The organism is Salibacterium halotolerans (genome assembly GCF_900115625.1).
Lineage (GTDB): Bacteria > Bacillota > Bacilli > Bacillales > Marinococcaceae > Salibacterium > Salibacterium halotolerans.
Genome location: NZ_FOXD01000030.1, coordinates 23,695 through 37,338, shown reverse-complemented (window position 1 = coordinate 37,338; position 13,644 = coordinate 23,695). Strand labels below are relative to the sequence as shown.

The 13,644-nt window shown below is 46.3% G+C and carries 10 protein-coding genes and 3 pseudogenes; 2 read left to right on the top strand and 11 right to left on the bottom strand.

The window, feature by feature from the left end:
- The 8 genes and pseudogenes from BM124_RS18625 to BM124_RS17000 all read right to left on the bottom strand — a co-directional run.
- Positions 1-146 (bottom strand): annotated as a pseudogene (locus tag BM124_RS18625) (IS110 family transposase); the annotation flags it as partial.
- A gap of 119 nt (positions 147-265) precedes the next feature.
- On the bottom strand, positions 266-1,861 hold the full coding sequence (locus tag BM124_RS19605; RefSeq protein WP_342028648.1) for a GDSL-type esterase/lipase family protein: 1,596 nt from the start codon (positions 1,859-1,861) through the stop codon (positions 266-268).
- Positions 1,862-1,947: 86 nt separating this feature from the next.
- On the bottom strand, positions 1,948-3,099 hold the full coding sequence (locus BM124_RS17030) for a DHHW family protein (protein WP_093339317.1): 1,152 nt from the start codon (positions 3,097-3,099) through the stop codon (positions 1,948-1,950).
- Between the two features lie 13 nt (positions 3,100-3,112).
- Positions 3,113-4,519 carry an MBOAT family O-acyltransferase gene (locus BM124_RS17025; RefSeq protein WP_093339316.1) on the bottom strand — a complete coding sequence of 469 codons (1,407 nt, stop codon included), beginning with the start codon at positions 4,517-4,519 and terminating at the stop codon, positions 3,113-3,115.
- Between the two features lie 41 nt (positions 4,520-4,560).
- Positions 4,561-4,926, bottom strand: a pseudogene (locus tag BM124_RS17020) (SGNH/GDSL hydrolase family protein); the annotation flags it as partial.
- Positions 4,927-5,120: 194 nt separating this feature from the next.
- A complete protein-coding gene (locus BM124_RS19560) occupies positions 5,121-5,264 on the bottom strand; it encodes an N-acetylmuramoyl-L-alanine amidase family protein (RefSeq protein ID WP_093339313.1) in 144 nt (47 codons plus the stop codon).
- Positions 5,215-5,661 (bottom strand): annotated as a pseudogene (locus BM124_RS19755) (N-acetylmuramoyl-L-alanine amidase family protein). Before BM124_RS19755 ends, BM124_RS19560 begins: the two are co-directional and overlap by 50 nt.
- A gap of 324 nt (positions 5,662-5,985) precedes the next feature.
- Entirely contained in the window at positions 5,986-7,164 is a 1,179-nt protein-coding gene (locus BM124_RS17000) for an IS701 family transposase (RefSeq protein ID WP_170841201.1), read from the bottom strand.
- Positions 7,165-7,269: 105 nt separating this feature from the next.
- Between BM124_RS17000 and BM124_RS16995 the strand changes: the two genes are divergently transcribed.
- Together BM124_RS16995 and BM124_RS16990 are read left to right on the top strand one after the other, a co-directional pair.
- Positions 7,270-7,848 (top strand): alpha/beta hydrolase, encoded by a 579-nt coding sequence (locus BM124_RS16995; protein WP_093339307.1) that lies wholly within the window; start codon positions 7,270-7,272, stop codon positions 7,846-7,848.
- 18 nt (positions 7,849-7,866) lie between these two features.
- Entirely contained in the window at positions 7,867-8,493 is a 627-nt protein-coding gene (locus tag BM124_RS16990; protein ID WP_093339305.1) for a class I SAM-dependent methyltransferase, read from the top strand.
- Between the two features lie 684 nt (positions 8,494-9,177).
- Here BM124_RS16990 and BM124_RS16985 read toward each other — a convergent pair.
- The 3 genes from BM124_RS16985 to glmM all read right to left on the bottom strand — a co-directional run bounded on the left by BM124_RS16985 (position 9,178) and on the right by glmM (position 13,624).
- Positions 9,178-9,600 carry a hypothetical protein gene (locus BM124_RS16985; RefSeq protein WP_093339304.1) on the bottom strand — a complete coding sequence of 141 codons (423 nt, stop codon included), beginning with the start codon at positions 9,598-9,600 and terminating at the stop codon, positions 9,178-9,180.
- Positions 9,601-9,868: 268 nt separating this feature from the next.
- Positions 9,869-11,671, bottom strand: coding sequence for a glutamine--fructose-6-phosphate transaminase (isomerizing) (glmS, locus tag BM124_RS16980; protein WP_093339302.1), 1,803 nt, complete (start codon positions 11,669-11,671; stop codon positions 9,869-9,871).
- 600 nt (positions 11,672-12,271) lie between these two features.
- Positions 12,272-13,624, bottom strand: coding sequence for a phosphoglucosamine mutase (gene glmM, locus BM124_RS16975; RefSeq protein ID WP_093339301.1), 1,353 nt, complete (start codon positions 13,622-13,624; stop codon positions 12,272-12,274).
- Positions 13,625-13,644: the final 20 nt, after the last annotated feature.

Genomic DNA, 13,644 nt, shown 5'->3' with positions numbered 1-13,644 from the left:
TCATTGGAGAAGCTGGTTCGTTTTCCAAATTCAAAGCCGCGGTCATCGAAAGCACGAGCCACCTGTTTGTTTTTAGCAATATCTACGCCAATAATAAGTGTGTTAGAGGTGATTTGCGTGAGTTTTTGGTTTTGCGTATAATGCATGATGAGTCCTCCTTGGTTTCCGGATTTCGAGGTCGATGTTTTTCATCGGACACTCCGTACTATACCAAGGGGGCTCTTTTTTGTTCAAAACCCACATTTTCCCCTAACAGGAATGCTCCCTAATCTACGTCGTCTTTTATATAGTCTAGAAATAGGGAATAAAACTCAGGTTTAAAATGTATTCCATTCTTAGTGTATTGGATTGTATTATTTTTAAAAATAGGCGATAGATCAATGTAATTTATTTTTTCAGTTGCAGCAAGATCTTGGAGCGATTGATTATACGCTTCGATATTTTCATAACGAGGCTCTTTGCGCAAGGCATCTTCGGAAACAGGTGGAATCGACAATATGTTGATTTTGGCACTCGGAAGCTCCTCCTGAATACTGTTGATTAACTTTACGTATTTCTCGATGAATTCTTCCTGGTCCACAATGGTGATATCGTTGCTGCCAGTCAGAATGAAGATATGTTCAGGTTTTTGATTTACCAATTGTTCAACATTAAGTTGAAGCAAGTCCAGCGTTGCCCCTGAAGGTGCGATTACATTTTCTTCATTCAATTTGTCCAGATAAGTTAGCGATCCAATGATATCATCTCCCATGAACACGCTATTTTTAAATATTTGCTTATATTCATCATTAGAATCGATGACCCTTGATTTTTGGGACTGTGTTTCGATATCCGTCTCCTCCTTTAAATAATCAAGCAAAAGCGGATAGAAATCATTTTGGAAATGCGAACCGTCTTCGGCGTAGCGAATATCGTTATTTTCAAAAATGGGGGACAGGTCGATGTAGTCAACATCTTCCGTCTCAGCGATGTCTTGCAATGCCAAATTAAAATCATCAATATCTTTGTTGGAAAGATTACCTTCCGGGACATCCGATGATACGGGTGTAATCGATAACATGTATATTTTTGCATTCGGGAGCTTTTCCTGGATCTCGCGCACCAATTTTGAATATTGATTTTCAAAATTTTCCTTTGATTCCTTAACGGGTTCTTCAATGTTGTTTTGCCCCAAAGATAAAAAAACATATTCCGGTTTTCGGCGAACTACTTCATCCACATATTCCAATGTAAATTCAGCGGTTGCGCCCAACCCCCCCATCACATGAATGTCATCCAGAAGATCGTCATTGGTCAGGCCGCCAATAATGGAATCACCCACAAATACACTGTTGCTGAACGTGGATTGATAGGAAGAATTTGGTTGTTGATTGGGATCTTGATCATTTGAATCATTTGAAGCCGTGGAAGGTAAGTTGCCATTTAAAGCTTCATCAAACGCACGTTCGATTTGATCTACCTCTTCCGATATCGCAAGAAACACAAAGTTGCCTTTTGTTTTTAATACATGATTTTCGATGAGTGCATATTCAGCAGGAAGGTAGTCTTGAAAACTTTTCGCTTTATCTTGGACTCTGTTGGCTATTTTTTCTTTCATGTCCGCCACATTTTCGGCATCCTTTGCTTTGATCACAGCCACCTCGTCTGCTTGCACATTGGTGGAAGCAAGATTAAGGATAAAACTCTCAACCTCTTCAGCACGGATGTCATAAAGGTTTTGAAGTTGTTCGATGTCTTCCTCCTGCATTTCATCCAAATTGACATCCTGTTTGATTTTTTCTCCGACTTCTACAGCTGAAAGATGCGTCATTTCCTCTTTGCTGGAACATCCGGTTAAAACACCTATAGTAAATACCATCATTGTAACAAATGACTTTTTATTGAACATTTTAAAATAGTGAAGCATGTGATTCGAAGCCCCTTTCCAGTATCGATTTTTTCGCATATTCACTCGGATAAATCCTTTATAAACGGATCGTCGAAAAACGTGGTGGCATTATACAGCAATAACATGTCCTGGATTTGATTTTCTCGTATGAGTGTATCGAGAGAATCCGTATAATATCGGAGATCCACGACATAAATTTCACTGAAATGCAATGCCAAAAAAGGAATAAAGGAATTCGCATAAGAGTCCTTCACCACCAGCAGTTTTCTTTCTTGTTCATGACCCGTTGTGATTTTCACTAATGAATGGTTGCCGTTAAGGAATACGGCATATTTATCTTTTTGATGGAGATGATCCATGGCATAAAGCGAATCGGTGCTTTTATATTCCCCGCCCAAATATTCAACCTGAACCTGCTCCTTGCTTTTTGGCAAATATAATGAAATACTGTCGGGATTTAAATGTTTGAAGCCGCTTTTCGAGTAGAGTGAACCATAAAATGCATCCGCCCCTTTTGTAATGTTAAAGTACTCTTCCTCCTTCGGTGTTAACCCCATTTCTTGACCCAGCGCTTGATAAGCGTAATAAGCGCCTTTTGTGGTCCAATGATGATCCGTTTTATAATAAATGTATTCCTCCCGCTTCGCATATAAGGCGGGATACACGTCAATAAAGCGAATATCGGGCCCAAGCCGCTCAAGCTTCTGCCGGACTTGATTCAGAACAGCCCGCTGATTGCCAACTGGCGCATACGCCGGCAATTTGCTCTGAAGCACCGAGGCGGCCGTCGGTGCCAGCAGGATATACTTGCGAAGGTCGGGCGTATCCTGATGAAACGAATGAATCGCCCTGATTCGTTCTTCCATATCCGCCTCTTGCGGTGACGTGAAAGATTGAATGAGATAGCCATCCGCACCCAGATATACGCCGTTGCTGTCTTTTTTACCCAGAGCGCGATCCGCATCGGTCTTTATCCCGATCCATTCGTTCCGGAATGCAAATTGATCGGTTACATATTGCTCATAATCTTTCATGAATTCCCCTGACAGTAACGATTGCAGCGAGAAAGACGGCCGGCTATCCAGCACCCGGTTTTCCGCTTCCGAGAACGTCTTGTCAGGCGTCAAAAAGTTGATGACAACCATCGTCCCGATAAATAACAGCAGCAATAAGCCGATGACAGACCGAACCCATTTGTTATATCCAGTCAAGATTCCCCTCCTCTCAAAAGCGAAAATACAGAAACGGATTATAAGACTCGTCAACCAAATAAGCGGTCGACAATATCAATCCGATCGTATAGAATGTGGTAACCACGATCACGCCTCCGCGATTCCAGCGCCTTTCCACAAGCTCGACCATCTTCCGCGGAAGCGGTGTCGCACATATTGCCAAGAGCACGAACAATCCTCCGTTCGTCAGCAGGTCATAAAGCGCCTGGCGATCCACCCACTCGTGCGCTCCGAGCCCGAACATCGTCCCGATGAACGCCCATGCGGAAGGCAAATGTTCATATTCGAACAGGACCCACCCCAGAATCACGATCAACAGCGTATATAGATGTCCCGTCCAATTCGGCCAGCGCGTCAGCCACTTCAGGAGAAACAACTTCTCGACGGTCACGATAAAACCGAAATACAAGCCCCATACGACAAAGTTCCAACTTGCCCCATGCCACAAACCGGTCAAAAACCAGACGACCAAGAGATTTCTCAGCTGCTTGCGCAAGCCGCGCCGATTGCCGCCAAGCGGAATATAGACATACTCCCGGAACCAGGAACCCAGTGAAATATGCCATCTGCGCCAAAATTCCGTCACGCTTCTTGAAATATATGGATAATTAAAGTTTTGCGGCAAATCAAAGCCGAACATCTTGCCAAGTCCGCGCGCCATATCCGAATACCCGCTAAAGTCAAAATAAATTTGAAACGTAAACGCCAAAATTCCAAGCCAAGCGGAAAGAACGCTCAATTCCTCCAGCGGGGTGGATTTCACACTCGTCCACAACATTCCAATATTGTTGGCCAGAAGCACCTTTTTGACGAGTCCCCGGATGAACCACTTCGCCCCTTCACCGAACCGTTCCAGCGTCACTTTACGAGAGGCCAGCTGTTTCGCAATATCACCGTATTTGACGATCGGTCCGGCGACCAGTTGCGGAAACATGGCCACGTAAGTGCCGAAGTTTATCATGTTACGCTGTGGCGGCACCTTGCCTCGGTATACGTCCGCTATATAAGACATCGTTTGAAACGTGTAGAAGGATATGCCGATCGGAAGCGGCAGATCGGCGGCCTGCAGGCTCAAGCCGAACAGCTCGTTCACGTTCTGAATGACAAAGCCGGCATATTTGAAAAAACCGAGTATGGCCAGATTACCGCCGATGGAGCCGATAAGCACCGCTCGGGATATCGGTTTGCGGTGCCTGTACTTATCGATCAACAGCCCGTTCGCATAATCGAATATGGTGGAAAAAATCATAATGACGATATAGATCGGTTCGCCCCATGCGTAAAAGACGAGGCTTGCGGCGAACAGTACGGCATTTTTCAGCTTCCCCGGCGACAAGTAATAAATGAGCAAAACAGCGGGGAGAAACAGAAACAGGAAAATCAGGCTGCTGAATACCAACGCTTATTCCCCCTCCCGCACCTTCACTCCGCACTTTGCTTCGGCCACAAAATGTCATCCGAACCCTGTTGGATATAGATATGCTCCGGCATTCGACTGACCAGTCGATCTACATCCTCCTTCAGCGCAAATTCAGCTGTTTTTCCCACACCTGCAAGGACGTTCTCCTCATCCAGCACATCATGGTAAGACAGCCCTTCCGTAATCGAACCTCCGAGAAACACACTCGTTTGATACAACTTCTCATAGGATATTGACTTCGAGGCGACACCGTCCTCTGACTCCCCAGAAGAAGAGTCCTCAGATTCCCCATTTGGAGCGTTTGGTTGGCCGTTGTTGCCACACGCCGAGGCCAACAAGGCGACAATCATCGCGAGTATCATCATTCCCAATTTCTTCTTTCCCATCTTCATCACTTCCCTTTCGTCCAGTTCAAATGCAGAATCGATCTTATTCCATGCATCGTGCAACTCCGCATGCTCAAGGGAAAGTATAGGGGAAGGATGTCAAGATCTTGTGCAGATCAGATGCAGATGGGATGCAATCATAAAAAAAGTGCAGAACCGAAGTTCCGCACTCTAACGCTCCCTGCTTCATGTCGTCAAGGTTCTTCTTCCATTTTGATATATTGATAGATTCCTTTACGGATGGAAGTAGCGACAGCATGTTGAAAGTCATCGCTTCGCATTTCTTGTTCATCCTGAGGGTTTGTTAAGTAACCAATTTCCAGGAGTACAGCTGGCATTTCCGTGTCCTTGACGACATATAAATCTTTCTATTGCAACCCCCCGATCCCGATAACCTGTTGCATCCACAAGGTGATTCTGAATGGCTTCAGCAAAACGATGGGATGAATCGTGAAAATAAAACGCTTCCGTTCCCGATACCTCAGGATCTTCATAAGTATTTCCATGAATGGATAAAAACATATCCGCATTCAACTCATTAGCAAATTTTGTTCTTTACCGGCTTTCTGAAGAAAGAAAACTATCATTTTCCCTAGTCAAGTAAACGTCGATTTGTGAATCCTCTTCCAGTCTATCTTTGATCTTTTGCGATACGCTTAAATTAAAATCCTTCTCGTACCGACCACTTGCCCCGGTTGCACCCGGATCTTCACCTCCATGTCCCGGATCAATCACGATCTTGTACTTCTCGTCTACATCACTACTAGAAGCTTCGGCATTTTGCTGGGAACCCTTTACTTTCGTGCTACGATCATGTTGTTTTGCATCTTCTTGATGGGATGGCAGGCAGATAAAATAAATGCAAATAATAACGCATCCACACAAGTGTTATTGTCTTATTCATAGTCTAGTGTTTTCCTCTCCTTCTATCTTGTGCTTTAAAAAAATAGAATCTTTCATGGTTCACCTTTGTTTCTTATATTGAACTCTAAAGTTGCATAATCAGTAACAGTAATATCCAATAGAAGTAATATTTTACTTTGTAGCTTGCATATCTCCTTAGGCAATCATCAGCTCTTTTTCAAGAGACTGCAGGGACACGCCCTTTTGGGCTTTCTGATAAACATAGAACAGGAGAGAACGGCGCCTTTCCTTGTTAGCCCGCCAATATCCTGTAGAGAATCCCTGCTGGTAATGCTGCATGATGAACGTGTAGGCAAGTTGAAGCACCAACATGTAACGCTTGATAGCGAAAAGGGATCGCAGCCTGTAATCCCCCATATGAAGTTTGTCTTTTATTTCCTGAAAAAAGGTTTCGATGTTCCAGCGTTCAGCGTAGAAATGCAGAATCTTTTGGGCGGTTAAGCTGGAATCTGTGCAGAAGAAATAGCGAACCGCTGATTCGCTGGCTGCTGTATTCGTAGGCCGGCACGCCAGCACCGTTCCCTTTAGCCCGCCTTTCAGTGCTCCGTCATAGCGATGAACGTAGTAGGAAGCGTCTCCTACGGTGACGATGCAGGATGTTTGGTCTTCCTTTTGTTGGGCCCACTCCCTGACGGGTTGAGAAACGCGGTCATTCAGCAGAACACGGTTGCTTTTCAGACCTCCGATGAAATGCCATCCACGTTCTTGAATGTAGGCCATCAGGGATGTGGCAGCATACCAGCTGTCTGTCAGGACATAGACGTCCCGCGTGCCGTCCGGTATTTGATCCATATGGTGCCGGGCCATATCAAGTTTTGAATACTCTTCTTTCACATAAGGCGTCATAGCAAAGGGGAGAAAGGAGCCGCGGGTTCCTATCATCGTCGTTACCCATTGATGAGCGTAAATAGGCTTCCCTTGTTTATGGTCAAAGTGATACGAAGCTCCTTCTGTCGGTTCCAAAGCCTGTGACGAAGGTTTTGTTTTCGGACAGATGCTGTCATCGATAATAACCATCAAGGGATCCTCGGAAGAGGACATCTGCTGAACCTGTTGATAGATAGACCTCTGCAGCTTTCGCTGTACGCCCTGCTCGTTCCACTGCCCATATTGGAAAAATCGCGTTACCGATGTGAGATGACGTTGCCAGAAACTGCTGTTCCGTAGTACGGTCATACTTCCATTCCGCCGCTCTTGAATCATCCCCTGCAGGAGATGGGAAAGATGCTGATATGCCGGCTTGGGTACATGGAGAGACACATTCATATGATTGAAGAAATTGTCGATAGATGATGACTGTACTACAGTAGACATATGGCAGAACCCCTCTGTGTACGTGATTGGTGGTACATTCATCGTACCGCAGATTTGGAGGTTCTGTCTTTTTATAAACGTATGTGGAATTTTTTTCTATGAATTATGCAACTTCAGAGTTTATTAAAAGTGGATGTGGTTGGTGTTTCCGGTGAAGGCCCCTATGCCTTGGCCTGTGCTGCAAAACTTGAAGAGTATGTCAATCATGTCGCTATTGTGTGTGGTATTGGTCCTTTAGCTATATCTGGGGATTCGGGAAGCGTTTCTGATGATGAAAAGAGGTCATCGATTGAGAAAGAACTCTCGGCTCCTGAAGCCATGGGCGATGAAACGACAAACAATTTATCTGAATTCGACAGGTCTATTATAACACCGGCCATTGTCAAGAAATGGCTCGAGAATGTAAAAGAGGCGACGCGATCTCCAGAAGGTATGATAACGGATTATAAACTTTTACTCCAACCATGGGAATTAGCCTTGGATGAGATTTCAATGCCGGTTTACTTTTGGCATGGTGACCAAGATGATATGGTTTCACTTCAGCATCCCCGTTTTCTTGCGGAACAAATACAAGGAGCCGAGTTAGAAATTATTGAAGGAGCTGGCCATCTAGGAGCAGCTATTGTCGGCACTAGGAATGCTGTTTCCTTATTTAAAGAAAAAAGAGAGTCGAATGATTTTTAGTATAGGAGCGTATTCACCATGGAGCAGAAAAAGCTGATCAATAAGTTTGATAAACAAGCCGATAAGCATGCCAAAAGAAGGGATAAACAGTATGACGGTAAATTTCGGAAATCATTGTATAGTAATGCAACAGGTGAAACACTTGAAGTAGCTGTTGGCGCGGGAAATAATTTTGCGTATTATCCACAGTCCGTTCATGTTACAGCTGTAGACTTTAGCCCAAAGATGCTTGAAAAAGCGAAAGAAGCGGCGAGTAGATATCAAATGGAGACTAATTTTATCTTATCCGCGGTAGAAGATTTGGATTTCCCACCCGAATCTTTTGATACCATTGTTTCCACCGGTACACTTTGCAGTTATGAAGATCCAGTTTATGTTTTAAATCTATTTAATCGATGGTGTAAGCCCAACGGACAAATCTTACTGATGGAGCATGGGATCAGTTCCTTCCCACCTATTGCCTGGTTACAAAAAAGTCTTGACCCTCTTGCAGTTAGGGCAATTGGGTGTCATCAAAACCGAGATATTAAAGAAATCGTCGGTGTATCAAATATTCGAATAAAAAAGGTCAAAAGGGCCATGATCGGTTATTTATATTTGATCTGGGCAAAACCAGAAAAGGAGGTAGAACCAATAGATGTTTAACTTAGGGTACGGCAACGATTCTTGCCCCCCATCGGGCCACAAGATATATATTTCTACAATTCAATGCATAAATCGCTGGTAATTAAGCGATTATCTTGAATTAAAGTCTTCCATCATCGGGCGCGATTGCTTAATAAGATAATAACTTATGGAGGGACGGTTTTTGCCGTTCAGCCTTTTTTATTTCATTAGGCTGTACCTTATTGAGAAGGCAGGGTTTTAATGATTTTTAAGGTTTTAAAGTGTCCCAAATACACATGTCAAAATTGATAAAATGGTGTAATTTTCCATATTAGCCCCTCAATCTACGAATCGTTTCCTTACCCCTACAGGGTTTCTATAGGTTCGCTAATCGATACGACAGGCTGAGACAAAAGAGGGTGCGTTGTCTTTTTATGCAGGGGTATACCGATGGAATAAACGGACAAAAAAGGCTTTCCAGGGGTGGCCGCGAAATAGGGAAAGACGTTGTTCACGTGCATGCTGAACCATGCGTGATGCAAACAAAATCATGTGCTGAATAACCGTCTTTAACCACTGGCGGATATCCATCTCTACAAGCAGCACGGGACCTGCGAGCAATTTCACAGCGAGCTGAAATCTGCAGGTCCAGGGATGTCCAAAAACTCTGGAACTCTATGTCCGGGAATATATTGATCTGCCCGTCTTTCATGATGGTACGTACTACGAGACGGTAGACTTGATAGACCGGACGCCCATCCAGGACACCGGAAACCGGAACACGGCCGGTATAAATGGTCTTTCCTTCGCGGGGTTTGAAGCTGCTCCATGTTGTTCAGCATGCGCCAGCCATGCTTCGGGGGATTCCCGGCGCGGATTTCGTTTGATAATAAAATCAGCACCGTAATCATCACATAACTTTAAATTTTCTTTAGCATCATTTTCCCATCCATGCGGACACAAAGTCGTTCCGATGTAATTTCTTCGGCGGAATTCATCACCGCGGGATTCTTCCATCCAGTCAAAATCATTTTTCCCCTGAGAGAAAAGGCCGAGATAGCTGTATACGACATCGCGGTGGGAAATGGCGGCCGACGATGTTAAGCCGGGCATGGATAAGAAATGGAGACGTTTATGTAAGTTCAAGGATTGAAGGAGTTCCCCTATCAAGAGAAGTCCGCTGGCAGATATAATATAATCATCCGTTCATTGGATATCAAATCGACGTTTCATTTTTTCACCTTCCGGGTGCATTCATCCAATAAGATGAATAGAATCTTACCCCCACTATTCCTCTATAATTTTCCAATAAAAAACTGCCATCATGGAAATTTTAATTGCAGCCTTTCCATGCTGACAGTTTTCAAACAACTTTATTATCCTTCAACGTCTCTTTAAATATTTTTCACTAAACCTACTCCACCGTCACACTCTTGGCGAGGTTTCTCGGCTTATCCACATCGCAGCCTCTGTGAAGGGCAGCGTAGTAGGAGATAAGCTGAAGCGGAACGACGGATACGAGCGGGCTGAGCAGTTCGTTGATGTTTGGCAGCACGATCGTGTCGCCTTCTTCTTTGGTGGCTTCCGTACTGATGATGCAGGCGTTGGCGCCGCGGGCGATCACTTCCTGGATGTTGCCGCGGATGTTGGCGTTCACGTGCTGCTGGGTCGTGACACCGACGACCGGTGTGCCATCTTCAATCAGGGCGATCGTTCCGTGTTTCAGTTCGCCGCCGGCAAAACCTTCCGCCTGAATATAGGAGATTTCCTTGAGCTTGAGGGCCCCTTCCTGCACGACATGATAGTCCATGGCGCGCCCGATGAAAAAGCAGTTCCGGGTGTCGAACATGTAGTCACGGGCCACCTGCTCCATCCGGTCTTTCTGATCGCACAGCGTTTCCATCGCATTCGCAATGAGTCCGAGCTCCGTGATGGCGTTAAAGTCTGTGTTGATGCCCTGCGCGCGGGCGCCGTCCATCGCAAGGATGGAGAAGACGGCCATCTGTGCGGTATAGGCTTTCGTCGAGGCTACGGCAATCTCCGGACCGGCATACGTGTGCAGGGTGAAATCCGACTCCCGTGTGAGAGTGGAGCCCGGCACATTCGTAATGGTCAAAGACTGGCAGCCTTTTTCTTTCACGTTGACGAGGACGCCGCGGCAGTCCGCGGTTTCTCCGCTTTGTGAAATAAAGATAAAGAGCGGATTTTTTGAAAGCAGCGGTTCATTGTACAGGAACTCGCTGGCAATATGAACTTCGGTCGGTTTCTCTGCGACTTTTTCCATCAGCTCTTTTCCGGCAAGACCGGCGTGATAGCTGGTGCCGGCTGCAATCACGTAAAGACGGTCCGCGTTGTTGAGAGCCGTGCGGATGTCCTGATCGAGTTTGATATCGCCGTCTTCGTCCTGGTATTTCTGAATGATATTGCGGATGACAAACGGCTGTTCATCAATTTCTTTCAGCATGAAATGGCTGTACGTTCCTTTTTCCGTGTCGCTCTCATCAATATCGGTGGTGAAGGTGCCGCGTTCCACAGCAGTGCCGTCGAGCTTTTTCACCTGGATGCTGTCTTTTTTCACGGTGACAATCTCCTGATCCATGATTTCCATGAATTCTTTCGTCACGTGAAGCATTGCCATCGCGTCCGACGCCACGACACTCGATTCTTCTCCCACTCCGACGAGCAGAGGGCTTTTGTTTTTACCGACGTATATCGTATCGTTATCTTCGTTGTCGATCAAGGCAATGGCATACGAGCCGTGCAGAAGCGGGAGCGCCTGACGGAAAGCTTCGTCAACGTTTTCCCCTTTGGTGGTGAAGGATTCAATGAGCTGCACGATGATTTCCGTGTCGGTCTCACTGGCCATCTCCACATCACCCAGGTACTTCTGTTTGAGCTGCTGGTAGTTTTCAATGACGCCGTTATGCACAAGCGTGAAGCGGCCGCTCAGGCTCTGATGGGGATGGGCATTATCGCGGCTCGGCGCACCGTGGGTGGCCCAGCGGGTGTGGCCGATACCTGTTGTTCCTTTTCCCTCACTGCCGACTGTTTCCTCCAGAGCAGCAATCCGTCCTTTTTCTTTATGAAGTTCTACGCCGCCATTATTTACAAGGGCGATCCCAGCGGAGTCATAGCCGCGGTACTCCAGCTTCTGCAGCCCTTTAATGAGTATATCCCTTGCCTGATCATTTCCGATATATCCTACGATTCCACACATACTGTCATGACCTCCTGATCACGGGGCCATGGCATACCCGGGGCACACCTGGCCCCGCTCTTTATTGTTTTTTTAGGATAGGCCGTCATTACCCAGGCTGTTGGTCGCAGAGTCGCCTCTGTGGTTTAAACCTGGATTTACGGTTGTGACAGGCAACCGGGAGGCATCCGCCGATTCATCGATGAACCTCCTCCTCGTCAACTGTTCCCCTTTCCCGACCGGGAACAGTCCGGGCGCTTGTATTATGAATTTGTGCCGTCCTCCTTTTCTTTCCGCTTAAATTCTGAACCTATCATACAATATGAATGGGATTGCGGCAATTCTTTTCCATACTTTCTGCGCTTATGACAGGACTGGGAGGACATCTATTCCAGCACGTGCTGTTCTTCATCAAAAAAGCCTCTTTTTTTCCGAACACCGAAAATAGATGTCCCGCCCTCCTGTATGACGGCAGCAGAGAGAAGAAATAAAAGAAAGAATATCCCAGAAGGTAAACGCCGTCAAACCTGCATTACCTTTTCCCTTCTGCCGCATGAAAAAACCTGTTTCTCTGCCAGCATATGCTTAAGACAGTGGTGAAGTGCAGGCGGACGTATTATTTTATGTTTCTTCTTCCGGCCCCATATACCGCTTTACCACATCTGCCACTTCCTGCACGTACTTGTCGCACAGCTCTTTGGTCTCGGCTTCAGCCATGACGCGGACCAGAGACTCCGTACCGGATGGGCGTACCAGAATACGTCCGTTTCCGTCCATTTCTTTTTCCACCCGCTCTATGGCTTCACTCACCTGCGGGTTGGTATGAATACTTTCTTTGTTGACCACCGGTACGTTCACAAGCGTCTGCGGGAACTTCTGCATCTCGCCGGCAAGTTCGGAGAGCGGTTTACCGGAAGCTTTCATAATGTCGACAAGCTGCAGTGCTGTCAGCATGCCGTCTCCGGTCGTGACATGATCGAGAAAGATAATGTGCCCGGATTGTTCACCACCGAGGCTGTAACCGCCCTCCCTCATGGCTTCCATAACATAGCGATCGCCGACGGACGTCTTTTTCGTTTGAATGTCCAGTTCCTCCAGTGCCTTGTGAAGACCCAGATTACTCATCACCGTCGTGACTACCGTGTTATCAGCGAGCATCAATTCCTGCTTTAAGTATTTGGCGCAGATGTACATGATTTTGTCGCCATCCACAATCTGACCTTTCTCATCCACTGCAATGAGGCGGTCCGCATCTCCGTCGAAAGCAAGGCCGACATCCGCATTATTTTCCTTCACGAAGGACACGAGCGTTTCCGGATTGGTGGAACCAACGTCGACATTGATATTCAGCCCGTCAGGATTGTTACCGATTGTCGATATATCCGCATCCAGATCCGCAAACAAATGCGGACCGAGAGAAGAGGCGGAGCCGTTTGCGCAGTCCAGTGCGACATGGATGCCGGAAAAGTCTTCATTGACCGTCTGCTTCAAATACTGCAGGTACTTTTGTCCGCCTTCAAAATAATCATTCACAACCCCTAGGTTTTCGGCTGTGGGGCGGGGGAGCTCCTCCCCTGATTCCAGCAGATTTTCAATATCCTGTTCCTGTGCTTCTGTAAGCTTGAACCCATCCGGACCGAAAAACTTTATACCATTATCTTCTACAGGATTGTGAGAGGCGGAAATCATAATGCCTGTATGGGCACTGACCGCTTTTGTTAAATAAGCGACACCAGGTGTGGAAATCACCCCGAGCCGCATGACTTCCACCCCGACAGAAAGAAGTCCGGCAACCAAAGCTCCTTCAAGCATCTCACCGGAAACCCGGGTATCCCGTCCGATGAGCGCTTTTGGATGATCCCCCTCTTTTGTTAAATAATAACCGCCGCTGCGGCCAAGACGAAACGCAAGCTCCGGGGTGAGTTCCGTATTTGCAATACCTCGGACACCATCGGTGCCAAATATCTTACTCATTGCATGATCTCTCCTTCATT